Source organism: Stenotrophomonas mexicanensis, from assembly GCF_032911605.1.
GTDB lineage: Bacteria > Pseudomonadota > Gammaproteobacteria > Xanthomonadales > Xanthomonadaceae > Stenotrophomonas > Stenotrophomonas maltophilia_A.
In genome coordinates this window covers 146,404-167,653 of record NZ_JAWJTG010000002.1, presented here as the reverse complement: position 1 = coordinate 167,653, position 21,250 = coordinate 146,404, and the positions used below count along the sequence as shown (strand labels likewise).

Here is a 21,250-nt window from a genome sequence, read left to right as displayed (position 1 = left end):
AATATTCTGCTTCAGAACGAACGGCGCTATCCCCACCAATGGGCAACTTGAACGTTATTGATCTATTTTCCGGAGTTGGCGGGCTAAGCCTCGGCGCGGCCAGGGCTGGATTTCATGTCGCAGGAAGTGTCGAGATTGATCCAATTGCAGCCGAGTATCATGCACTAAATTTTCCGCAGACTCAGCATCTCTTGGAGGACGTGGGAAATCTCAGTGGAGCTGAGTTGCTAAAAAGATGCAAGTTAAACCAAAGAGAGCTTTCCGGGTTGATCGGCGGGCCGCCTTGCCAAGGTTTTAGTCTGATTGGTAGGCGCGATGAGCTAGATCCTCGCAATCAGCTTTTCATGCATTTTTTCAGGCTGGTAGCTGAAACGCGGCCGGCCTTCTACGTGGCCGAGAATGTTCCTGGAATTCTCAACGGAGCAAGTGCTGACTTTGTGCGTCAGGCGTTAGGCCAGATTCCTTCAAATTACACTTTGCTTGCGCCCATTAAAATTAGGGCAAGCACATTTGGTGCGCCAACGACTAGAACTCGTGTGTTCTTCATTGGCTTTGATCCGAAGAAAATTTCTGATTTGTCTGTGGAGTCATTTTCTCCTAGTTCGGAGTGGCAGGGAACGACAGTATCAGATGCGCTAAAAGGGCTTCCAAATGTTAGTGCGGATTGGCAGGAGGAGAGTCAAAGCTGGCGAAAGATAAAGCCAGTAACTTCTAGTCAATTTCATGAGCGCGCGAGGGGGGTGATCCCACCTGGCGTCGGTAACAGAGAGGCGGTGCTGCACTCTGCCAAAAACCTCGTTTCTGGCTTCCTTGGAACCCGACATTCTGACGAGACAGTCGCGCGATTCTCCAAACTTAGACCAGGTGAGGTGGACAAGGTCTACAGGTCTCCTCGCTTAGATCCGAAGGGACTATGCCCAACGATCAGAGCGGGAACCAACTCTGATAAGGGAAGCTATCAGGCTGTTAGGCCCATTCACCCAAGGCATCCCCGAGTAATTTCGCCGCGTGAAGCGGCGAGACTACAGGGCTTTCCTGATTGGTTCTTGTTTCATCCGACCAAGTGGCACTCATTCCGACAGATCGGGAATAGCGTGAGTCCGATTGTCGCTGAGAGAGTTCTTTCGGTAATCTTCAATGCCCTTAAGCGTTAATCCGGACGAACTCTGGATAGATGCGGTAGAAAGTTCCATATGACCGTACTGCTTTCTCCGTGATGCCGTCTGGGCCAATCGCATCTTTTAGAATATTTCTAGCCGCATCAACTGTTCCATTTGGTTGGAGTGATTCAAGTGCCAGGCGCTCTCTACTGGAGAGCGTAGGAAGGTCGATTTCGTGTGGATACTTCCAGTCAGTATTTGCAAAGGGCCAGTGGGCAATCCGGCTATCAATGGGGAATTCTTCAATTTTCAATTTTGAGGAGTCCAGAACGATTCCTGTTGCGGTTAGCATCGTGGTTCCGTCGGAATAGGTGAAGGCTGATAACGGTTGGACCACCAGTGGGGAGTGGTTAGTGGCACGAATTGCGGCGAGTTTAAGTGCCTGCAGGAGAATGGTTGGGTACTGATTCGCTCGAAAGTCGGAGTCCTTAATCGTAGTTGGACAGTCTATCCCAGATCGATCAATAAACACTCTTCGCCGGAGAGCAACTAATTCATCCTGCTTCAGGTTGCCGCTGTCCTCTCGAAGCGCAGATACCGACGCATTGAGGGTAACTCTAAAGATATCCCCGTGAGCGAGCTTGTTAACGAGATTAAACGTGTCATCAAGCTGCTGCTTAAGCTCGCCGGGAGAAGTAAAGTCGAGCCATACGACCGATGGTGAGTCAGAGCTAAATTCAGATATGAAGGTTGAAGAGTCAGTTAGTTGGAAGCTGACGCAGCTGAGAGGGCAGTTGAAGCGTTGCCTGGCCTGAACGGTGGCATCTCGCTCAATGCATGTCATGTCCGAAATCCTGGTCGCAGCATGTATCGCCCGGAAATCCTCCATGAATGGGCCGCCGAATCCATAATATTTGTAATCGGATATGTTGAAGGATGTTCTTCCAATCCGATTGAGCAAATCCAGGAAGAGAGCTCTGTCAGCCGCCTTATTTGGCCGCAGATGATAGGCGATGTTCCCTCCACTCATTTGCTGAGTTCCCTCACGGCTCGAGAGAAGCACTCCTCCCCAACCTCGGATGGCTTCGCATCTGTCGTGCCGAAGTAGAGATCAGAAAGTGCCTCAATTTCTGACTTCGGCCTTGAGAATCTTATCCACTGATCAGTGAATGATTCAGGTGCCGGTAATGCGGGCCTAAACTGCTCGCCGCCAATAGTCTTTCGAACGGTAGTAAACTTCAGGCTGCCGTTCTTCACAATTTCCTCAGGAAGCAAAAGCGACACGGACTCCGTCTGGGACTCGCGTTCCTTTCGTTCAGTAGGGCGCTTCTTCCATTTGTTAGTATAGTTTGTAAAGAGTTTAAGGCCGTCCCGCATGAAATCTTTTACTTGAAGATAAATTTCACTGCTGGCATCCACGCCGCGTTTAGTTGTCGTCAGTGGAAGTTTGGATGGATCATTTGATCTAAATACAACCGTTCCTGCGATCGCAACAAACTGAGTGTGATAAGACGGAACGCCTGATTCTCCCCAGCCGGTAAGCCGAGACTTGTCGGCATGAAGAACCACACGGTCATTGCAGATAATTGTCCAGCCAGCGCTCTCGGAAGAAGCCCGACCTTCCAGTTCCTGCTCTTCCTCTTCGTCGCTTAGGGAGTTTCTATAAAGCCCCACGGAAAGGTGGACGTCCACACCATCAGGCTGGCCCTCTCGCCTGTAGATGTATGGGGCGATGCTTTGACCTGAGTCATCCGGATTGTCTTCCAGAATTAGTTTGATCTTCCGTGAATCTGCTTCGACATCATTGATGAAGACCTTAAATCCCTTCTCAATGATGTATCCGTAGTAAGCCCGCACGGCCTCTCTGAATTCATTCAGAAACTCATCACGTGAAAAACTATTGGATATCGCTGGTCGAAGATTTCCAATGCGTATGGTGGTTCCGAACGACAATTCCTCTGGGTTCGGAATTTCAACCATGTCGAAAGTCCAGGTGTCATCATCCAGCATCCATTCCGGAGTGATATCTACGTAGAATGATTTGTCCGATCTTTCGCTTTTAATTCGGGCTGAAGTTCCCATCTTGAAAATGGCTCGTTTCATTCCGATGCCGTAAAGACCCACAGTGGGTAGCTCTGCGTCTAGCTCCGCGTTCTTTCGTCCAAGACGAAATGCGCTTTCCTCTGCGATCTCGAAAGGTATTCCGCCGCAATTATCTTTGATGGTGAAGGAGTTTTCGTTAAACTCAATCCTGGCCCAATAGCCAGCGTACGGGATCGCCGGATCTTCTGGTTGAGTTGGAGATCGCATAACACCATCGACGCAATTGTCGAGAAGGTCCAATATAGCGTCCTTTAGTTCGATATCTCTAACGAGCATGTCGACGAAGAAACGCTTTGCCGGAAAGGCTTGTGCGGTGCTCAATTTGGTCCCCTGTTGGACAGCTGAGCGGCCATTCTGACATCTAGTCACAGTTGGTGCTGTAGGGAAATTCCTACAAGCCCATGCTGGTGTCAGTTTTCATGGCAATTCAAGGGGTAATTCATTGTCGAGATTTTCTGATTTAAAGACCTTCTTACGGTGCCACTCCAGGTACCTACGATGAGGTCTCTCGTCCGGAAGTCGTGGCAGGCATACTCTTCCGTCATCGGGGAACAGACTCGTCAAATGGAAAAGAGAGGCGCAGTTGCTACCCAAGAGAATTCGATGATCTTCATCAATTGAAACGATGCCGGCGTCGAACATCCAATGGACAGTTCCTGTTAATGCGATCCCGTTACTCATTGTATCCGGTCCATTTTTTGATACCGGCCGAATGTGCGCTGCCTCAACCTCAGGATTTCCAAGTCGATCAAGCAACATGAGTCCGGTGAATGCACAGCGGTTTCCATATGCATGGCGGACGCGCTTCCTAAATGAAGCGTCCCTTACGGCACGGCTCACTGTTGTAGTGGCGATCGTGCGTTTGACATCTCCCGGATAGTGAGCATCCGCATTATTGGTCCGGTCATCGGAATCAATCAGAGACAGCGAGCTCTTGAATCCAAGGTTGCATATGGTGTGGAATTCGCAATCTGGTATGACTCTAACGGATTGCCCGAATGCTCCTTTGTTCGTAGATCCATCGGCTTTTCGAAGCGCAGATTCGAAGTAGTGCCCTTCATATTTGAAGGGAACCCGATGGTCGAACTCAATGTACTCCGCAAGATCGGCGAAATAGTAATTCGCTGCAGTGGGGTCTGGACGAATGCGTACAACGCGCGCGAGAGCAACATAGGCTTGAGTTCCTCCGGAGCTGCTTGGGCCGCTATTTCGCCGGGGCTCATAGAAAATGACCCAGTCACCTATAGTCTCTTGCACCCGGGCAAGCAAGTTCTTTGAGAAGTGATACCACTGCTCCTTGAGATCCCGATATGGAGATATCTCGGAAGAAGTGAAAATTGCCTTGGCCACATGCCCTCCTGTTGGATGGCAAGGCTAGCAGGCCTGTTACGACATATGAAGTCATGATTGGCACCGGCTCGGTTGATTCGTACCACGCCAGTAGTGATGCTCAGGGGTCATCTGTGCGAAGAACGCGGGGGGGGCGCCGTAAGTGGTAGCGTGTTGAACGACTACTACATTAAGCAATGAACCGGTCTGCATAGCGGTTCGCGGCCCATGTCTAGGTGACAATCCAGTTCCGGCACAATCTCTAAATGCGGGGATGGCGCCGGGAGGAGAAAGGACCGATTTCTGGGTTGAGTGCCCCGAGCAAACCTATGGACTTACTGCTCGGATGCCGCATGGTCTTCCTCGGAACGGGACACCCTTGCTCACAGCGTCCCGGGTGAGTATTCCCGGCACGCGGGTGCTGCCTGGTACGCGGCGAGCCACAAGTGAAGGATTTAGGATGAAGGGGCTTTGCTGCTTCGCGCTTCACGCAGGAAGAGCCCGGCCAAACCACAGCCGGCAGCGAAGTCGACATTGGCTGAGCGTCGATCTGCTATCGCGCGTGTACGCAACGATGCTCAGTGACGTGTAGCCGCGGTGGCTAAGTATAGAAGCAGGATGCAGATCATGGATGACAAGCGCATGGCTGCCAACTAGGGAGCTCACGTGTGGTGCAGGTACCCTGGATGTACTTCGCGCACCAGTCAGTCAACTTCTCCGACGTTGCAAAGGAGACTTCGAGCGAGGCGCCTCGGACATGCAGGCCTTCAGGTCTATGCTTAGAACCCGCGCTGGTGAATCTCTCACCATCGGGAATGACTCGACCTGACGCATCAGCTCGAAGATGCGACCTCGGAAGCTACCAGCGCCTAGCTTCATCCACTAGACGCGTAGTTTCTCCAGATGAGGTCACAATCTCAAACTCGGAGACCGGGGCTAAGTCACGAGCTCAGGCCCAGCCTTGGCTAGATGAAGATGACGAGTGATGCGTCTATCAGCGCTGCCACGAGAGCAAGGATGTGTCGCGGACACTTGTGGGAGGCCCTGCAGCTCTATGCTGTGAGGGAACGTCGATGATCGCACAAGCTCGTCAGCGGGCCTCACAAGTTGCTCCTGAATCTGTGATCGTCGCGTTCTATCCCCGCACCTGCAACCGCTCAGCCACCTGCGCAGTCAACGCCACACAAGCCATCTTCAACCCTTCCATCACCCGATCCCCCAGGTACTCCTCGGGCGCGCCATTCTGCCGAGTCCGCTCCGCAGCCAGCATCAGCTCCGCCACCACGCGCAGCCCCGCCAGCGCGCAATCCGCATCCGCCAACTGAAGACACCGCCCAGGCAATTGATGCCGCTCCGGCCAAGGCTGGCCGTCCGCAGCTGCACCGGTTCCAATGCGCCGCAGCGTGGCGACGAAGGCGTTGGGATCGACGGAAGGTTCGCGCTCGGCTTCGGCGTTGTCCGGATCGTACTGCGCGTGCAGGGAACGGAAGTCCGATGTGTTCATGGCAATGCTCCGTACAGGACAGATAGCACCGCCACCGATAAAGGTGGCGGACGGTGCGGGCTCGAAAACCGGTATGTACCAGACCGGCGGATCCGAAGATCCCCACGCACCGCCCGCCATGGAACGCGAACGGATTGCCAGCCGGCGCCACACAAAAGGTGACGCCGGCCGGCAAGCGCATACATCTGGTACAGAGACGGGTTTTCGAGTCCCGCGCCACCCTTTTCCGGTGGCACGCCAAGGTGTACTCGCATGGTTGCGAGATGCCAAGAAACCGCAGGCCGCAGAGGCCGCAAATGCTGACGCTTACGGCATTGTTGCATGGCGAACGCGTGGCAGAACCATTGCGGTGCAGTGGTTTCGGCCGGTGTTAAGTTACCGCCGGAATGCGCATTGAATAGCACGGTTTGCAGAGGGTCGGGGTCTCAAAAGCGACAATCCGCCCGAAGGGCTGCGATCCGAAGTGTGCCGATTGCGACACAGCTTAACTTTGCAGCGCCACTCCCGGCCGTGGCCACAGCGCATCGTCGCGCTCCAGGTCGTAGTCGCTGCCGAACGCCAACGCCGCCTCGCGTGGTGGAAGGTCCGCATAGCAGCCCAGCAGGTACTCATCCATGCCGGCATCGCGATGGTCGATGGCGAACAGGTGGAGGAGCTCCTTGTCGAAGGCTTCCAGCCATGCAGGGTCGATCTTGGTCATGGTCATCCTCCCGAAGCAGGTGAGGATGACCTGGGGAGGTCTCAGGGGCCGCGACCTTTGGCCCCGAGAGAGGCCGCCTCAATCTGGAGGCTCAGCCCATGCGCATGGCGTGGCTCTGCTGCTCCTGAGTACGTGCATCCAGCGCCTGCTGCTCATTCTGACGGGCGAGCTCGCGTTGGTCGCCAAGCACAGCCAGTTGCTGCAGCGAATCAGCCACCGGCGTTTGTGCAGCCGCGGCAGTGGGCATGCCTGCACGCAGGTGGGCGGGGTCAGATAGGTCGCCTTGTACAACAAAGATCGTGTGACCCGCGGGCTGATTGGGCGTGGCGTTGCTGAGCACCACATGGTCTACCTGTTCCAGACCCTGCTCGCGTGCCTTCACCGTCAGGCTGGCCGCGAGGTTCTCGCTGGTCGCGTCGAAGGGGCGGCCGTGCTTCTCGTCCAGTGCAGCGACGCCCTGGCGAATCTGTTGATGGAGCGCGTAGTCCGGGCTGCCTGGCTCTATCGCCGCGATTCGGCGTCCTTCCGTAAAGAGAGGCTCGGGCTCCTGCGTAGACACCACACGTGGACTCTTGGCGATCTCTCTGTAGGGATCTTCAGGATGAAACTGCTTCGCCTTGGCCTCGCGTTCCAGGCGAACCTCGCGGGTCTCGTTCAACGCGGAAATCTCGGCGGGATCGGTCTCTTTGGTTGTTCTGTCGAGTGGGGGAACGCCCACTGTGCGGTTCCAGCTGCCGTCCTTGGGGTCGTAGCTGTGATAGTCGAACCTGGTGCCAATCACGTTCGGATCGACGGCGTCGCGCTGCAGGAGTGCCGCGCCCTCGAACTTGCTCAGCTCAACGAAGTAGAAATGCCCGGCAGGCTGCGGCATATCCAGGTGCACGCTGACCGCCGTCTTGCCGGCACGGAATGCGCCTGCAGCGCTGTTGTCCAGCATGTTCTGCCAGACTTTCTCGGCTGCCTGCTCGCCGCGCTTATGCTCCGTAGACACCAGCAGCAAGCGCGGCGTCCAGCAGTTCACATTGAGGTCGTTCCTTTCGAACGAAACATCGTGGGATTTGAGCGTGCTCGTGTAGGGCAGGTTGAGTGCCAGATCGGGCCTGCCGGCCTCCACCCAACTTCTGCGCTCCGCCAAGTCATTCCTGATCAGATCCTGGCCGAAGGTTTCTTGCCTGCGCTCGGTGAACGCTACGTTCTTCTCGTTGCCGAACAGCGTGGCCTGTTGATCGGCAACGGCGGTTGCAAAGCTGTTGGCCACCCGGCCGGGGAGGCTGTCGTTGCGCACAACACCCAACGCCAGCAGTCCGTAGCCATCATTGTCGGGAAGCTGCGCGAGATAGTTCCAATACAGCTCGCGATTTCCCTCCTTCGCGTAGGAGGACAGGACACGAATGTCCTTATCGGTAAGTCCGCTCATGGTTCATCCTTGAGATGCGGTTTACGGCTGAACGCGATATCGGCTCAGAAGTTCACGCACGCTGGTTTCCATACGCTGCCAGTCGCTCAGCATGACGCGTGCATAGTTCATTTCGATGGCGATGCTGTCGCCCACGTCCACGATGGAATGGCGGCACATTGCGATCTGGCCTTCGCCGGCGCGTTCAAGTGTCTTACCCTGAATCGTGAGCCCGTCAGGAATGCGGTCTGTCGGGTCGCAGCTGATGAACGTTGTCAGTTGGCCCTCCGCCGAGCGGGCAACGTACCAGTCTGGTTCCATCCCCGGGTTGTGCACGTAAGGCCTGCCCAGCGCAGCCTCCGAGTCCTTCGCATAGGCTGCCATCAACGATGGGTCGATCGCATATGGCGTCAAACCCCAGCGTTCGGGTTGTGCAACGCGCAGCGAGAGGTTCTCTACCGGGTCCCTTCGCTCCAGTGATCCAGGCGCGCTGGTGGCCTCACTGCTGGACCGACGTGCCAGATAGTTCTGGATGGGAACGCGATCGATGTATCTAAGCTCGACCAGCACCTGCCGTCGGCTGTCCTGCGTGCTGCGCACCGGGCGATTGCCCGGAGGCGCTGCATCGAAATCAGGCCAGAGCACGGTGAGCATGACGCCGCCATCGGCGAGGGGGCCCGTCTGGTTGTAGTAAAGGTTGGCCGGGAACATGAAGCGGTGCGGGCCAAGCCGAGCTTCCACCGGCTGCGTCGTGTAGGTCTGTCCGCCCACCGTACGTGGGCTGGTTGCGCTTTCGGACATGGGGGTTCCGTTCGGGTCCTTTTCCGTGGATGGGGCCTTCGCGCAGGCGGTGGTGCTCAGCACGGCCACCAGGGCGAAGGAGGCAAGCCGGCAAGCCGGTGCTCTGCTCATGGGCGATTCCCTTGCATGATCGAAACGACTATAGAACGGTGGAATGGCAAGCTCCAGTCGCTGCCGGGATCTCGCTCACGCGCAGGGCGATTACTGCACGCTGGCTCACATATTCAGCAAGTCGCGATCGGCCTCCTCTATTCCTCCACCTGCCCCCCATCCCACCTATGCCATCATCCGCCCAGGACCGCAGCACCCATCAAGGCTGAACAGGCATGGAGCAGGCAACACGCTACACCGCAACGCTTTATCTGGCCGCCCCCGGCACCCCGCTGAAAAATGGGGGCATCTCGCCGCGCGGCCATATGTACCTGCAGGTGGCGGCGGGCGACGAGGCCCACAGCTACGGCTTCGCACCGCCGCGTCAGGCGCCGGGCGAAACCCACACCGGCGTGCAGTACGCGCAGGTGCGCCACGACGATGCCGAAGAGCATCTGGACCCGTACTACAGCCGCACTCTGGAAATCACCGAGGAGCATTACGGCTGCCTGCGTGATTTCGCCGAGGAACCGGCCGAGTTCGAATTCGATGTGGATCGCCCGGCCACCATCAACCGCTGCAGCGATTTCGTCTGGGCCGCGCTGCATTACGCCGGCCTGCATCCACTGCCGGCGCCGCTGGACGGCGGCAGCAATCTGGGCGAGTTCGCGGTGCTGTTCAACCTGCCGGAAATCCAGTGCATCGCCGCGCCGTTCCCGGGTAGCGATCTGAATGCTGAAACCCACCATGCGATGCCCGAGCGCGAGGCCGAACACCATCGCCAGGGCGACCGCGCCAGCGATGAGCCGCCGCCGACGCCGATTGAAGTGGCCGGCACGCTGCTGGACCCCTCGCATCCGGACCATCGCCTGTTCGCGCAGCTGATCCAGAAAGTGGCCGAGCTGGACGCCGCGCATGGCCGCCCGTTCGATGCCGCCAGCCAGCGCATCAGCGCCAGCCTGCTGGTGCTGGCCAAGCAGAACAATCTCTCACGCGTGGACCACGTGCTGCTCAGCCAGCCAACCAAGAGCAGCCATGCCGCCGAAAGCATCTTCATCGTGCAGGGCGATCGCAACGACCCGGGGCACCGCCGCGCCAGCATCGCCACCGAGGTGGCGGCCAAGACCGATGTGGCCGATTCGCTGCGCTTGAAGGAGCAGTAATCCGCGCGCCTGCCATACGCGCTCAGACGCACGCCACGCCCCCCCACCTGCTACCATTCCCCCGCTACCCAGCCAGCCCACCCTGCGCAGACAGATGCGGGGCGGGCCGTCGCAGTACGGCCCAGCGAGCCAGGACACCTTCCCGTGCCCATTCAAGGACGCTCGCATGTTCCGTAATCCTCTCTTCCGCTCGGCCGCCCTGGCCGTTGCCGTTTCGCTCAGCCTCGGCGTGCCCTCCGCGTTCGCCGACAACGCACCCGCCGCCAGTGCCACCGCCGCCGTGCAGCGCCAGGCTGTGGCAAAGGGCCTGTACGAGCTGGCCTACAGCCCGAAGCAGAATGCCGTGTTCGTGGCCTCGTCCGGTGGCTTCGGCGATGACGCTGGCCCGGCCCAGGTGCTGCGCCTGAACCCGACCACGCTGGCCGTGGAAACCCGCATCCCGCTGGAGCGCAAAGCGTTCGGCGTGGTGCTGGATGACGCCCACAACCGCCTGTACGTGGGCAACACCGTGGACCTGTCGGTGACCGTGGTCGACACCGCGCAGAACAAGGCCGTCGGCACCATCCAGCTGATGGAGAAGAAGACCGGCAAGGACGGCAAGGCTGCTTACACCCACGACCTGCGCGAACTGGTGGTCGACAGCGCGGCCAACCGCCTGTACGTGACCGGCCACAGCAGCCAGCCAGATGTGAGCAGCGTGCTGTTCGTGATCGATACCACCACGCTGAAGGTGATCAACACCATCGACGGCCTGGGCAATGCCAAGGCGCCGGGCCTGGCGCTGGATGCGGCCAACAAGCGCGTCTACACCAGCAACCTGCTGGCCGATCTGGTGGTGGTGGGTACCGATTCGAACAAGGTGGTGGCACAGCACAAAATCGCCGCCGAGCAGCCGATGAACATCGCGCTGGACCCGGCCGGAAAGCGCCTGTTCGTGACCGACCAGGGCTCGGAATTCCTGCGTGGCTACCAGGCCAAGAGCAGCGGCCTGGTCAGCAAGCATCCGGGCCAGCGCGTGCTGGTGCTCGACCGCAGCACCGGCAAGGAGCTGGCCAGCATCCCGACCGATGCCGGCCCGCTGGGCATCCTGCTGGATGCACCGCGCAAGCGCCTGTACGTGACCAACCGCGAAGCCGGCACGGTGACGGCCTACAACAGTGACAGCTACCAGAAGGTGACCACCTACACGGTGCCGACCCACCCGAACAGCCTGGCGCTGGATGCGAAGAACAACGTGTTGTTCGTGAGCATCAAGAACGGCGAGAAGGATGACAAGGGCGCTGACGAGAGCGTGGCGCGGATTCAGCTGTAAGCGTTCGCGCTGGATTGATGGGGCCCGCATCCTCGGCCGTCGGTCGTGGAGCGGGTCCATTTCCAGTGTTGTAGCTCGTAGAGCGTTGGATTAGGAAGTGTTGCAAAAGCAGGGGGTGGCCGCTTGTTGTAATCGTCTTGCGGCTGTAGCTTCACTGCTTCTGAAACGGGGGCGTTATGAGCGACAACAGGAAGTTCATTGAACTGGCATTTGAGAGGCTGAGCAAAGAGCTTGGGATCTCGAAGAAGTTCGTCGTAGACCTCTACGCTGAAGAGAACTCGTGGAGCTTCACCTCGAAGCTGGCGCAGCTGGTTGAAGGCACCTTCACCCACGCCATCGTTGAAGCGCTGGGAGAGCCGAAGGCCCGACGAGTGGTCAGCAACATGACGCAGGCATCAAGGATCGAGCTGCTGCGCGATCTTGGATACGTCGACACGAAACAGAAGACGCTGTTTCTGGCCGTTGCCGAGATCAGGAATCAGTACATCCACAACGTATCCAATGTTGACAGGACGTTGGCGGACTACATCCGGGCGCAGGAGCCGCGCGATGCAAAGGCGCTTTACAACAAGTTCCGGCCGTTCTTTGTGGGACAGGATAAGGCAATGTCACTGGATGCGTTCATTGCCGACTGCAAGGTACAGATGTTCTATGCCTGTTCGCTGCAGTTGCTGAAGGTCCACGGCGATGTTAGCGGGGACAAGGCCAGGAAGGACCACGAAGCACGCCGTCTTGCCGAGGCAGGCAGGTTGTTGCCGGCGAGGAAGAAGGGCGAGATGTTTCCGTTGGATCGACTGACGGTGAGCAGCTATGTCACCCAGGCCAGAGACATCCTGAAGCGGGAAGGCCTGTTCGTTCCGGAGTTCAAGTAGCAGAGAGAGCAACCGCCTCCGCGCCTTCTTACCCCATCCGCGGCGCAGGATGCTGCATTTCCTGCGCCTGCGCCTCGGCCGGCTGCTGTACACCCAGCCCCAGCTTCTGCATCGATTGCTCCACCGGCGTCTGCGCCGCCACAGCGGTCGGCATCATCGCCCGCAGGTGCGCCGGATTGGCCGGGTCGCCCTGCACCACAAAGATGTTGTGCCCGGCCGGCTGGTTGGCCGTGGCGTTGCTGACCAGCACATGGTCGACCTGCTGCAGGCCCTGCTCGCGGGCGAGCACGGTCAGGCTGGCGGTCAGGCGCTCGCTGGTCTGATCGAACGGGCGACCATGCTGGGCGTCCAGTGTGGCCACGCCCTGGCGGATCTGCTGGTTGAGGCCGTAGTCGGGGTGGTTGGGGGTGATCTCTGCCATGGCGATCGAACGGTAGCGGTGGGTCGTGGTGGGCCCGGTCAGTATAGATCCGGCCCGTGAAGCGCGCCCGAGGGGTCAGTCCGCCGGCCGATGGTCGTAGCTGATCACCCGCTCGGCCAACCAGCGCCCGTCCACGCGGCGCCAGACCTGGATGAAGCGGGCCTGGCCCACCCAGCGATCCACACCGTCCTTGCCGCGTTCATGGAAGCGGTGGTCGCCGATTTCCAGCGCCCGCTCGTCGCGCAAGGGGAACACCTGCAGCGAAGGTTCCACCAGCTCACGGCGCAGGCTCCAGCCGCCCTTGCGCGCATTGCTGCACATGTTGGCCACGCTGCGGCGGAAGTCCTCGCGGTTGCTGGCTGACTTGCCATCCTTGTCATGGAAGAACTCCATGTCTTCGGTGGTCATCGCGGCGGCCTTGTCGGCGTCGCAGGCCTCGAAGGCGACGGCGAACAGCTGGGTGTCGGCCTGGCGGATCTGTTGGCGCAGGTCGTCGGTGGACGGCGCTGTGGCGACGAGGCCGGCAGCCAGCAGGGGCAAGGTAGGCAGCAACATGGCGAGGCTCCAAGGGTGGTTCACGCAGGCTCGCATGGCGTATGGGCCGCTGCAGCCGGCTTCCGATGAAACGGCCCTTCTTCGGAGTGAATGCCCGCATTAGCGGCCCGGCTCCGGCGGCGTCGCCTGTGCAGGCGATGTCATGGCGATCGGCGATTCCGTCACGGTCGCGATAGGGGCCGGCCAATAGCCTGAAAGCCTCCCCTTCCACAGGAGCTCCCATGCCTGCTTCCCGCATCCGCCTGCACGTTGAAGACACCGGTGGTGACGGCCGCCCGGTCATTCTGATCCACGGCTGGCCGCTGTCTGCCGATGCCTGGAAACAACAGGTGTCGATCCTGCGCGATGCGCAGCATCGGGTGATCAGTTACGACCGCCGCGGCTTCGGCCGTTCCGACAAGCCGGCCGAGGGCTACGACTACGACACGCTGGCGGCGGACCTGGCCGGGTTGATCGAGGAGCGTGACCTGCGTGACGTCACCCTGGTCGGCTTCTCGATGGGCGGCGGTGAGGTAGCGCGCTATGTGGCCAACCACGGTCAGGAGCGCCTGCATAGCGTGGTGTTTGCTGCTGCTGTGTCGCCGTATCTGCTGCGCAGTGACGACAATCCGGAAGGCCCGCTCACCCAGGAGAAGGCCGATGAAATGCGCAGCGGTCTGGAGAAGGATCGCGAGGCGTTCTTCGATGGCTTCACCCGCGATTTCTTCAGCGCCCATGGCCAGTTGATGGTGACCGAAGAGACGCGTCAGGCGGCGATCGCGCTGTGCCATCAATCCGACCAGAACGCGGCGCTGGGGTGCATGAAGGCGTTTGCTACCACCGACTTCCGCGAAGACCTGAAGAAGATCACGGTGCCGACCTTGATCCTGCACGGTGACAGCGATGCCATCGTGCCGTTTGAAGGTTCTGGCCAGCGCACGCACCGAGCCATTCCGGGCAGCGAAGTGGTGATCCTTGAAGGCGCGCCGCATGGCTGCAACACCAGTCATGCTGATCACTTCAATCTGGCGCTGTTGAACTTCCTGAAGCAGTAAGCTGCGGCCATGCGTGAACCGAAGACGCCCCCGTGGAAGAAGCCCAATCCCAAGGGCCAGACGTCGCAGCCGTTGTCGCCTGCGCAGAAGGAGGCAGCCCGGCAGCGTGCGGAAGAGAACGGGCGGCGTTATCCCAATCTGGTGGACAACATGTGGGCCGCGAAGCTGCCGCGCGGGTCGTGATCTGAAGAGTCGTGCCATGCTCGACGCTGCATCGTGCCCATCCACGCATGGCGTGGATCTACTGCAACAGCAGCCGAGCATGGGCTCGGCTCTACAGGTCGGCCAGCGGCTTCCAGCCGGGTTCCAGCCAGGGTGAGATCTCGCGCTGGCGGACGTTGATTGACTCCGTCGGCAGCCCAGCCAGGCGCGCAAGCTCCGCACGCAGCCGTGCGGCGTCCACCGGCACGGCCGTAGCCACCTGCAGGCGATCCCCCTGATGCCTCACCTGTACCGGTAGCATGGCGTGCGCATCATGCTCGCCGCCGGTGCGTCCGATCGGGTAGCGCATCGTTACCGGCCGCGACAGTTGCGCCAGTGCTGGCTGCCACGCCTGCAGTACGAGGGGCTGCCCGGCAGCGGGAACATGTCCTTCAGCAATCGTAGCCGGGTAGCCGGTGATGCTCTCGACCATGACCTGGAAGCGCGCGCCATCCGGCACGACCAGCACGGTGGCGATCAACGTGAAGAGCGAAACGAACACCGCTGCGAGGTTCCAGCTGCGCGGCGCGGAGGCCGGGCGCGTTGCGGTACGCAGACCTGGCTTTCGCCGCAGCTTGCGCGCGTAGATGCGCCGGTCCTTCCTGCGCGGGCTGCTGCTGTGCTCGGGCAGGTTCAAGGGAACCCGTGGAAGGCGCGCCACGCGGGCCTTGATCAGGCGCGACAGCAGCATCCAGGCGATCACGAACGCCAGCAGCGGAAGCAGCGTTCGCACCCACAGATACAGCGTGACCATCCACAACACCTCTACATACGACCATCCATGCTCATCCACATCCTACCGGGACCGCGCGCCGGTTGTCGTATCCGCCAGCCGACAAGCACAGGGCGCTTGGTTAGGATGGTCCTTTGTTGTCATGGATGAACCGATGGTCTCTGCTGCTACCCGCTTCTGTCGTATCTGTAGTCCTGGCCCGATCCTGCTGGCACTGCAGGTGGTGGCGCTGCTGGCGGTAGCCCTTGCAGTCGGCTTCTTCCACTACCGTGTGGGACTGCTGCTGGAGCCGGTGGATGACGCATGCGGTGGGCCCGACCCTGTCGCGCGCATGCAGGTGGCCGAACAACTGCTGGCGCGGTCCACTGCGCTTGCACCGTGGCAACCCTTGCAGTGGATTCCGATGGCGGGCGTGGTACTGGCGCTGCTGGGCGCGATGTCGATCAGCGTCTACCGGCTGGGCCGCCTGTCGGAACGCCTGCGACGTGCCAACTGGGGGCTGATGGCGCTGCACGCCGCGATCCTGGCGCTGGCCCTCAGGGCATTGCACCTGTACGACCTGGCATGGACCGGCGTGGCCAAGTTGTCCCCAGCGGCGTGCCTGGTGGAGCTGGGCGAGCAGGGCAGGTTGCCGCTGGCACAGGCACAGCAGGTGGTGTTCGAGATTCTCACCCATGAGCATGCACCGCTGCTGCGCAACCCCGATGATCTTGCCCTGGTGCTGGTCGCGTTGATGCTGATGGCGATGGCTGCGGGATTCATGTTGTGGCGGGCGATCGTGCGCGAACGTCAGGTGCAGTCGCCCGGCCTATAGCGGGTGTGGGACCGGCCGCGCGCCCGCAATCGCGCTAGAGTCAGCACTTCACCCCTGCAAGGATGTGCTGATGCGTTGGTTGCTGCGTGCTGTGCCATTGCTGCTGTGTTCGTTGGCGGTGCACGCCGCCGAGGTGGATCGCCGGATCGCGATGACCATCGACGACCTGCCGTGGGCGCGGGTGGACGAGATCGTTCCGCCGGACCTGCAGTCGCGGCACGAAGCGCTGATGGCCCAGCTTCGCCAGGCGGGTGTGCCGGTGGTCGGCTTCGTCAACGAGAACAAGCTTGAGATCAACGGACACGTGCAGCCCGCGCGGGTGCAGATGCTGCGCGACTGGCTGGACGCCGGGTATGTGCTGGGCAACCACACGTATTCGCACATGGATCTGAACGCCAGGGGGGCGCCTGCGTTCCAGCAGGATTTTCTGCGTGGTGAAACGGTGCTGCGGCCGCTGCTGGCCGAGCGCGGACTGAAACCGCAGTGGATGCGCCATCCCTATCTGCGTGCCGGACGCACACCGGAAGAACGCGCGGAGATGGACGTGTTCTTCAAGCAGCACGGCTACCGCGTGGCACCGGTGACGGTCGACAACGGGGAGTGGGTATGGGCGTTTGCCTATGCCAACGTGATGAACGAGCAGCCCGATTCCCCGGCGCGCGAGGCGACGCTGGCGCAGCTGCGCAAGGGCTATGTGCCGTACATGCTGAACAAGCTGGACTACTACGAGAAGCAGTCGCAGGCGCTGCTGGGCTACGCGCTGCCGCAGGTCTGGCTGATGCATGCCAACGAACTCAATGCAGCCACCTTCGCCGAACTGGTGGCGGCGACGAAGCGGCGCGGCTATCGCTTCATTTCACTGGATGAGGCGATGCGCGATCCTGCTTACGCGCGCGGAGCCGAGGGCTACAGCGGTCGCTATGGCCCGAGCTGGCTGCACCGCTGGGCGATGGCCGAGAAGAAGCCGAAAGACTTCTACGCCGGTGAACCGGAAGTGCCGAAGTGGGTGATGAAGCTGGCGAAGGTTGACTCGGAATGAAGCTCAGCGCCTGACGGCCAGCACGCCGTCCAGCGCCAGCTCGGCCTTGAAACCGGCCTTTTCCAGGCGCTTGGCCACTTCACGTGGCACGTCGCGGCCGCTGGTCAGCTTGTTCGGCGCGCCGGTGTAGTGGAACAGGCGCCCGCCCTTGCGGATGACGCGGGCGAGGTGGTCGTAGAACACCTGCGAGTACAGTTCGCCGGCGATGCCGAAGCGCGGCGGGTCGTGCAGGATCGCGTCGACACTGTTGCTGGCCACCTGTTCGATCTGCTGCGAGACATCGCCGTGGCTGAACTGCAGGCGGCCCCCGGCGGCGGCCGAGTCCGGATCCGGCGACCACGGGTTGAGTGTGCGCAGCCACATCACGTCGGCGTTCTTTTCGAACGAGCGGATCTGGCCCACACCGGCCTCCAGCGCGCAGGCGGCGAAGTAGCCCAGGCCGCCGCAGGTATCGAGGATGACCTTGCCGGCCGGGGCGACCAGCTCGACCTTGCGGCGCGCATCCTCGAACGGTGACAGCTTGGAGGTCGGCAGCATCTTGATGCCGTCGATCTCGAAGGTCGGTGCGCCCCATTCGGTCGGCACCAGCTTGATCAGCGAGCCGCTGTAGCGCGAGATCGGTGCGAAGTCCTCGCCGTCCCAGTAGTACAGCGTGCGGTCCTTCAACTTGCCCGGCCACGGGTAGGCCTGGCCACGGAAGTGGAAGCCGTCGGCATCCAGCACCACGCTGTCCTGGCCGCGGCCAAGGTCGAGCGAGCCCTGCCATTCAGCAGCGCCCTTGTCATGGGCACGGCGCAGGGTGTCAGCGCTGTCGCGGGTCAGCAGGGGGCCGGTGTAATGGGGCACGGCGGGTACCGGGGCGGTTCGGGGGAGGGCATGGTACCGCAGCTGTTGCCGGGGTCACGCGTGGCTGCTGCAGTAGATCCACGCCATGCGTGGATGTAGACGGGAGGAGCCGAGCGTGGGCTCGGCGCTACCGCTGGCTGGTGCAGCTGAAGCCGTGCGTGGCTCCTTCTCCTGAGATCATGTTGACGCCACGCGATGGCTGCATGCCCTGCCGTGCGCACGACCGACGGTGGACCTCCTGGGTTTCCGGTGGCTGCCGATCAAAGTCGTAGCGCAGGCTGCCGTCTTCCTGCATCAGCCAATGCACGGTGACGCGCTCATGGCGACCATCACCGAGATCCCAGTCCAGGGTGCGCATGATCAGGGTCTGGCCATCGGGCAGCTGCCGGACTTCGTCATAGGCACCCTGGGTCTTCGGCGCGCTTACCGCAAGCAGCAGAAACAGCAGCATTGGCATCGCTCCTCAAAGAAGACAGGATGTGCCCATATTGCCCTGAGCCGTCATCAGAATCATTGCGTCTTACGGGCACTTGACCGCGTACACGGGCCCAGCCCCGATCAGCATCAGCGCCATGTAGTCACTATCACTGGCCTTGCCCTTCAGCGTCGCGCCCTTGTTGAAGTGGAAGATGCCGAAGCCACCGGCCATGCGGATCAACGCGCTGTCGATCTGCTCGGCGTCATCGCGGAAGTAGCGGCTGATCTCGCTGCGGGTGGCCTTGTGCAGCGCATTGGGCTCGCGCTGCCACTGGTCGCCGCGGCTGAAGGAGACGAAGTACTGGCCGCCTTCCTTGTCGATGCGGAAATCGGCCGGTTTGCGCGCGCCGGTGGCGAAGCAGCCCTGCAACGGGTCGGCGCTGAAAGGAAGCCCGGCATCACCACTGCAGGCGGTGAGCAGCAGGAGGGCACCGGGCAGCAGCAGGCGGAGCGTGCGCATGGGATGTCCCGACGGGGCAGGTGCGGCTAGTGTAGGCAGCGCACGGGCGTGGTCCGTACAGAAATTCGGCATGGACACAGGGGTATTCGGATGGCGAAGGGCAAGGCACCGTGGTGCGGCGTGGCCAGTTGGCTGGGGATCGTGGTGGGCTGGGGCGCGGGCAGCCTCGCTGCGCAGGCGGCGGTGGCCGCAGGCGGCAATGGCATGGCTGCGGGATTGGGCGTGGGGGTGCTGGGCGCGGCGCTGGTGGGCTGCGGTCTGGCGGTGGCTTCGCGCGTGCGCGGCGAGCGCTGGCCGTGGATCGGCATCGGTGGTGCAGTGCTGAGCGCGCTGCCGCTGCTGATGTACCTGCTGCGGATGATGTTGAAGCTGTAGTTGTAGAGTCGAGCCATGCTCGACTTGTGGGCAACGCAGCCAGGCATGGCCTGGCTCTACTGGTCAGCGGCGGCCGGAGCATGCCATGCCGGCCAGCGGCGGCACTACCCGGCGTGGATCATGCGCTGCGGTGAATCTCAACCGTCACGTGCACCAGCTCCTCATGAATCGCCAGCGCGTTGCGCACGGTATCGGCATCCAGACTGACGTCGCTGGTGACCACGCTGGCGCTGACCGCGTACTTGCCGCGACCCACCTGCCAGACGTGCAGGTCGGCCAGGCGTGCCGGCCACGGGCCCTGTTCGATTACCTCGCGTACTTCGGCCACCACCGGCGCATCCATCTGCGCGTCGAGCAGGATGCGGCCGCTGTCGCGCAGCAGGCCGATCGCCCAGACCGTCACCAGCACGGCGCCGACCAGGCCCATCACCGGGTCCAGCCAGGTCAGGCCCAGCAGCTTGCCGCCAAACAGGGCGACGATGGCCAGCACCGAGGTGGCGGCGTCGGCCAGCACGTGCACGTAGGCCGAGCGCAGGTTGAGGTCGTGACCGTGCGCATGGCCGTGATCGTGGTCGTGCCCGTGCCCGTGATGATGGTCATGGTCATGCCCGTGGTGGTGGTGCGCGTGGCCCGGGCTGTCGTGCAGCCACCAGGCGCAGAGCAGATTCACGCCCAGGCCCACCGCTGCAATGGCGATGGCTTCGTCGTAATGGATCGGTGCCGGCACCCACAGCCGTTCCAGCGATTGCACGGCCATCAGCGCGGCGACGCCGAGCAGGGCGATGGCGCTGGTGTAGCCGGCCAGGATCTCGATCTTCCACGTACCGAAGGCAAAGCGCGGATCGTGCGCGTAGCGGCGCGCGCAGCGGTAGGCGAACACCGAGAGGCCCAGCGCCAGCGCGTGCGAACTCATGTGCCAGCCGTCGGCGAGCACGGCCATGGAGTTGAACCACCAGCCGCCGACGATCTCCACCAACATCATGCTGAAGGTGAGCCACAGGGCGCGGCGGGTGTTGCGTTCAGCCAGCGGGTTGCCGTCGTCGAAGCGGTGTTCGTGGCGACGGGCGGCGGCGAGGGCGTCCAAGTGCATGGCGGCGGGAGCTGGAGTGGATACCCCCATAGGGTATATGATCCCGCCATGGCCCATGTACACAAGAATCGAAAGCAGCTGCTCACCCGGGTACGCCGTATCGCGGGTCAGGTGGCGGCGTTGGAGCAGGCGCTGGACAAGCCCGAGGGGGAAGCGGGGGACTGCGCGGGCGTGCTGGTGCAGGTTGCCGCCGTGCGCGGTGCCGCCCACAGCCTGCTGATGGAGCTGCTGCACGAGCACCTGCAGGAACATGTGGTGGGTGCCGATGACCCGCAGCAGCGGGCGGACGAGGCTGCGGTGCTGGTGGAGCTGCTGCGCCGCTACGGCAAATAGCAGGGGTAGTGCCGGCCGTTGGCCGGCAACTGCAGGTTGCGTCTGGAGCTCATGCGGTTGCCGGCCAGCGGCCGGCACTACCCGTGGCGGTGCCGCGCGTTCCAGATATGCGTGGCGGCCAGCAGCAGGCTGCCGGTGACCGTCATCGGCGTTTCCCAGTCATGTGAGGGCAAGGCCAGCGCGCCGGCCAGCAGCAGGCCGAGCCCGGCGCCGGCGGTGGCCCAGGCCAGCACGGGCAGTGGGTGGCGGCGCTCGGCCCGCCACAGCGCGTAGCCGGTCAGTGGCAGGGCGATGGCCACGAACAGCAGGTGGACCCATTCCGCTTCGGCCCACGTGCCGAACAGGGGCAGTGCGGCGGCCAGCAGGGGCAGCGCCAGGCAGTGCAGCAGGCACAGGCTGGACAGGGCGACCGCGCCGGCATCGAGCAGGGCGGCAGAAGGCGACTTCATCGGGGGAGGTTCCTTGCGCGGCAATTGTTATACAGTAACATTTCCGTTCCGCA

Annotated in this window: 25 protein-coding genes; 10 read left to right on the top strand and 15 right to left on the bottom strand. The window is 61.5% G+C overall.

Going from position 1 to position 21,250, the window contains the following annotated elements; genetic code table 11:
- The first annotated feature begins 47 nt into the window (after positions 1–47).
- The gene (locus R1L06_RS02465; protein ID WP_317216839.1) at positions 48–1,154 is read left to right on the top strand and encodes a DNA cytosine methyltransferase; all 1,107 of its coding nucleotides are present in this window, start codon (positions 48–50) and stop codon (positions 1,152–1,154) included.
- Here the strand turns inward: R1L06_RS02465 and R1L06_RS02460 are convergent.
- The 7 genes from R1L06_RS02460 to R1L06_RS02430 all read right to left on the bottom strand — a co-directional run bounded on the left by R1L06_RS02460 (position 1,144) and on the right by R1L06_RS02430 (position 9,044).
- Complete coding sequence (locus R1L06_RS02460; protein WP_139042441.1) at positions 1,144–2,130, bottom strand: O-methyltransferase; 987 nt, start codon at positions 2,128–2,130, stop codon at positions 1,144–1,146. The genes R1L06_RS02465 and R1L06_RS02460 overlap by 11 nt on opposite strands.
- Positions 2,127–3,524, bottom strand: coding sequence for an ATP-binding protein (locus R1L06_RS02455; RefSeq protein ID WP_231298652.1), 1,398 nt, complete (start codon positions 3,522–3,524; stop codon positions 2,127–2,129). Before R1L06_RS02455 ends, R1L06_RS02460 begins: the two co-directional genes overlap by 4 nt.
- Before the next feature lie 96 nt (positions 3,525–3,620).
- Positions 3,621–4,553, bottom strand: a complete 933-nt coding sequence (locus R1L06_RS02450) for an HNH endonuclease (protein ID WP_317216838.1) — start codon at positions 4,551–4,553, stop codon at positions 3,621–3,623.
- Positions 4,554–5,667: 1,114 nt separating this feature from the next.
- The gene (locus R1L06_RS02445; RefSeq protein ID WP_317216837.1) at positions 5,668–6,036 is read right to left on the bottom strand and encodes a hypothetical protein; all 369 of its coding nucleotides are present in this window, start codon (positions 6,034–6,036) and stop codon (positions 5,668–5,670) included.
- Positions 6,037–6,520: 484 nt separating this feature from the next.
- Entirely contained in the window at positions 6,521–6,736 is a 216-nt protein-coding gene (locus R1L06_RS02440; protein ID WP_279938967.1) for a hypothetical protein, read from the bottom strand.
- A gap of 91 nt (positions 6,737–6,827) precedes the next feature.
- Positions 6,828–8,153, bottom strand: coding sequence for an XVIPCD domain-containing protein (locus R1L06_RS02435; protein WP_317216836.1), 1,326 nt, complete (start codon positions 8,151–8,153; stop codon positions 6,828–6,830).
- Between the two features lie 21 nt (positions 8,154–8,174).
- Positions 8,175–9,044 (bottom strand): hypothetical protein, encoded by an 870-nt coding sequence (locus R1L06_RS02430; protein ID WP_317216835.1) that lies wholly within the window; start codon positions 9,042–9,044, stop codon positions 8,175–8,177.
- Positions 9,045–9,259: 215 nt separating this feature from the next.
- Here R1L06_RS02430 and R1L06_RS02425 point away from each other — a divergent pair, with 215 nt between their 5' ends.
- The 3 genes from R1L06_RS02425 (at position 9,260) to R1L06_RS02415 (ending at position 12,370) form a co-directional block, all read left to right on the top strand.
- Entirely contained in the window at positions 9,260–10,186 is a 927-nt protein-coding gene (locus tag R1L06_RS02425; RefSeq protein ID WP_317216834.1) for an XVIPCD domain-containing protein, read from the top strand.
- 166 nt (positions 10,187–10,352) lie between these two features.
- Positions 10,353–11,498, top strand: coding sequence for a YncE family protein (locus R1L06_RS02420; protein WP_317216833.1), 1,146 nt, complete (start codon positions 10,353–10,355; stop codon positions 11,496–11,498).
- Positions 11,499–11,674: 176 nt separating this feature from the next.
- Positions 11,675–12,370 (top strand): hypothetical protein, encoded by a 696-nt coding sequence (locus R1L06_RS02415; protein ID WP_046987003.1) that lies wholly within the window; start codon positions 11,675–11,677, stop codon positions 12,368–12,370.
- A 28-nt stretch (positions 12,371–12,398) separates the two neighbouring features.
- Here the strand turns inward: R1L06_RS02415 and R1L06_RS02410 are convergent, their stop codons facing one another.
- Positions 12,399–12,791, bottom strand: coding sequence for an XVIPCD domain-containing protein (locus R1L06_RS02410; RefSeq protein WP_317216832.1), 393 nt, complete (start codon positions 12,789–12,791; stop codon positions 12,399–12,401).
- Between the two features lie 75 nt (positions 12,792–12,866).
- Positions 12,867–13,346: a nuclear transport factor 2 family protein gene (locus tag R1L06_RS02405; protein WP_317216831.1), complete on the bottom strand. Its 480-nt coding sequence runs from the start codon at positions 13,344–13,346 to the stop codon at positions 12,867–12,869.
- 221 nt (positions 13,347–13,567) lie between these two features.
- On the opposite strand from R1L06_RS02405, the gene R1L06_RS02400 reads away from it, so the two are divergent.
- Entirely contained in the window at positions 13,568–14,380 is an 813-nt protein-coding gene (locus R1L06_RS02400; RefSeq protein WP_317216830.1) for an alpha/beta fold hydrolase, read from the top strand.
- Between the two features lie 9 nt (positions 14,381–14,389).
- Positions 14,390–14,563, top strand: coding sequence for a hypothetical protein (locus R1L06_RS02395; protein ID WP_097048477.1), 174 nt, complete (start codon positions 14,390–14,392; stop codon positions 14,561–14,563).
- A 91-nt stretch (positions 14,564–14,654) separates the two neighbouring features.
- On the opposite strand, the gene R1L06_RS02390 is transcribed toward R1L06_RS02395, so the two are convergent.
- Positions 14,655–15,335 (bottom strand): hypothetical protein, encoded by a 681-nt coding sequence (locus tag R1L06_RS02390; protein WP_317216829.1) that lies wholly within the window; start codon positions 15,333–15,335, stop codon positions 14,655–14,657.
- Positions 15,336–15,468: 133 nt separating this feature from the next.
- Between R1L06_RS02390 and R1L06_RS02385 the strand changes: the two genes are divergently transcribed.
- Both R1L06_RS02385 and R1L06_RS02380 read left to right on the top strand, forming a co-directional pair.
- A complete protein-coding gene (locus R1L06_RS02385; RefSeq protein ID WP_317216828.1) occupies positions 15,469–16,128 on the top strand; it encodes a hypothetical protein in 660 nt (219 codons plus the stop codon).
- A 70-nt stretch (positions 16,129–16,198) separates the two neighbouring features.
- The gene (locus R1L06_RS02380; protein ID WP_317216827.1) at positions 16,199–17,167 is read left to right on the top strand and encodes a polysaccharide deacetylase family protein; all 969 of its coding nucleotides are present in this window, start codon (positions 16,199–16,201) and stop codon (positions 17,165–17,167) included.
- A gap of 3 nt (positions 17,168–17,170) precedes the next feature.
- Here the strand turns inward: R1L06_RS02380 and R1L06_RS02375 are convergent, their stop codons facing one another.
- The 3 genes from R1L06_RS02375 to R1L06_RS02365 all read right to left on the bottom strand — a co-directional run bounded on the left by R1L06_RS02375 (position 17,171) and on the right by R1L06_RS02365 (position 18,950).
- The gene (locus tag R1L06_RS02375; RefSeq protein WP_317216826.1) at positions 17,171–18,013 is read right to left on the bottom strand and encodes a class I SAM-dependent methyltransferase; all 843 of its coding nucleotides are present in this window, start codon (positions 18,011–18,013) and stop codon (positions 17,171–17,173) included.
- 127 nt (positions 18,014–18,140) lie between these two features.
- Entirely contained in the window at positions 18,141–18,464 is a 324-nt protein-coding gene (locus tag R1L06_RS02370; protein ID WP_317216825.1) for a hypothetical protein, read from the bottom strand.
- A 69-nt stretch (positions 18,465–18,533) separates the two neighbouring features.
- The gene (locus R1L06_RS02365; RefSeq protein ID WP_049399133.1) at positions 18,534–18,950 is read right to left on the bottom strand and encodes a hypothetical protein; all 417 of its coding nucleotides are present in this window, start codon (positions 18,948–18,950) and stop codon (positions 18,534–18,536) included.
- A gap of 90 nt (positions 18,951–19,040) precedes the next feature.
- Between R1L06_RS02365 and R1L06_RS02360 the strand changes: the two genes are divergently transcribed.
- Positions 19,041–19,325 (top strand): hypothetical protein, encoded by a 285-nt coding sequence (locus R1L06_RS02360; protein WP_004139696.1) that lies wholly within the window; start codon positions 19,041–19,043, stop codon positions 19,323–19,325.
- Between the two features lie 118 nt (positions 19,326–19,443).
- Here the strand turns inward: R1L06_RS02360 and dmeF are convergent, their stop codons facing one another.
- Positions 19,444–20,415 (bottom strand): CDF family Co(II)/Ni(II) efflux transporter DmeF, encoded by a 972-nt coding sequence (gene dmeF, locus R1L06_RS02355; RefSeq protein WP_317216824.1) that lies wholly within the window; start codon positions 20,413–20,415, stop codon positions 19,444–19,446.
- A 48-nt stretch (positions 20,416–20,463) separates the two neighbouring features.
- Here dmeF and R1L06_RS02350 point away from each other — a divergent pair, with 48 nt between their 5' ends.
- Positions 20,464–20,748: a metal-sensing transcriptional repressor gene (locus R1L06_RS02350; protein WP_032130410.1), complete on the top strand. Its 285-nt coding sequence runs from the start codon at positions 20,464–20,466 to the stop codon at positions 20,746–20,748.
- A gap of 77 nt (positions 20,749–20,825) precedes the next feature.
- Here R1L06_RS02350 and R1L06_RS02345 read toward each other — a convergent pair whose 3' ends face one another.
- Positions 20,826–21,197, bottom strand: coding sequence for a MerC domain-containing protein (locus R1L06_RS02345; RefSeq protein WP_014645760.1), 372 nt, complete (start codon positions 21,195–21,197; stop codon positions 20,826–20,828).
- Positions 21,198–21,250: the final 53 nt, after the last annotated feature.

Bases quoted from the DNA above. Each gene is read 5' to 3' on its own strand.
- R1L06_RS02460 (WP_139042441.1), bottom strand. From the start codon at position 2,130: ATGAGTGGAGGGAACATCGCCTATCATCTGCGGCCAAATAAGGCGGCT.
- R1L06_RS02445 (WP_317216837.1), bottom strand. From the start codon at position 6,036: ATGAACACATCGGACTTCCGTTCCCTGCACGCGCAGTACGATCCGGAC.
- R1L06_RS02440 (WP_279938967.1), bottom strand. From the start codon at position 6,736: ATGACCAAGATCGACCCTGCATGGCTGGAAGCCTTCGACAAGGAGCTC.
- R1L06_RS02435 (WP_317216836.1), bottom strand. From the start codon at position 8,153: ATGAGCGGACTTACCGATAAGGACATTCGTGTCCTGTCCTCCTACGCG.
- R1L06_RS02430 (WP_317216835.1), bottom strand. From the start codon at position 9,044: ATGAGCAGAGCACCGGCTTGCCGGCTTGCCTCCTTCGCCCTGGTGGCC.
- R1L06_RS02425 (WP_317216834.1), top strand. From the start codon at position 9,260: ATGGAGCAGGCAACACGCTACACCGCAACGCTTTATCTGGCCGCCCCC.
- R1L06_RS02420 (WP_317216833.1), top strand. From the start codon at position 10,353: ATGTTCCGTAATCCTCTCTTCCGCTCGGCCGCCCTGGCCGTTGCCGTT.
- R1L06_RS02415 (WP_046987003.1), top strand. From the start codon at position 11,675: ATGAGCGACAACAGGAAGTTCATTGAACTGGCATTTGAGAGGCTGAGC.
- R1L06_RS02410 (WP_317216832.1), bottom strand. From the start codon at position 12,791: ATGGCAGAGATCACCCCCAACCACCCCGACTACGGCCTCAACCAGCAG.
- R1L06_RS02405 (WP_317216831.1), bottom strand. From the start codon at position 13,346: ATGTTGCTGCCTACCTTGCCCCTGCTGGCTGCCGGCCTCGTCGCCACA.
- R1L06_RS02400 (WP_317216830.1), top strand. From the start codon at position 13,568: ATGCCTGCTTCCCGCATCCGCCTGCACGTTGAAGACACCGGTGGTGAC.
- R1L06_RS02395 (WP_097048477.1), top strand. From the start codon at position 14,390: ATGCGTGAACCGAAGACGCCCCCGTGGAAGAAGCCCAATCCCAAGGGC.
- R1L06_RS02390 (WP_317216829.1), bottom strand. From the start codon at position 15,335: ATGGTCACGCTGTATCTGTGGGTGCGAACGCTGCTTCCGCTGCTGGCG.
- R1L06_RS02385 (WP_317216828.1), top strand. From the start codon at position 15,469: ATGGTCTCTGCTGCTACCCGCTTCTGTCGTATCTGTAGTCCTGGCCCG.
- R1L06_RS02380 (WP_317216827.1), top strand. From the start codon at position 16,199: ATGCGTTGGTTGCTGCGTGCTGTGCCATTGCTGCTGTGTTCGTTGGCG.
- R1L06_RS02370 (WP_317216825.1), bottom strand. From the start codon at position 18,464: ATGCTGCTGTTTCTGCTGCTTGCGGTAAGCGCGCCGAAGACCCAGGGT.
- R1L06_RS02365 (WP_049399133.1), bottom strand. From the start codon at position 18,950: ATGCGCACGCTCCGCCTGCTGCTGCCCGGTGCCCTCCTGCTGCTCACC.
- R1L06_RS02360 (WP_004139696.1), top strand. From the start codon at position 19,041: ATGGCGAAGGGCAAGGCACCGTGGTGCGGCGTGGCCAGTTGGCTGGGG.
- dmeF (WP_317216824.1), bottom strand. From the start codon at position 20,415: ATGCACTTGGACGCCCTCGCCGCCGCCCGTCGCCACGAACACCGCTTC.
- R1L06_RS02350 (WP_032130410.1), top strand. From the start codon at position 20,464: ATGGCCCATGTACACAAGAATCGAAAGCAGCTGCTCACCCGGGTACGC.
- R1L06_RS02345 (WP_014645760.1), bottom strand. From the start codon at position 21,197: ATGAAGTCGCCTTCTGCCGCCCTGCTCGATGCCGGCGCGGTCGCCCTG.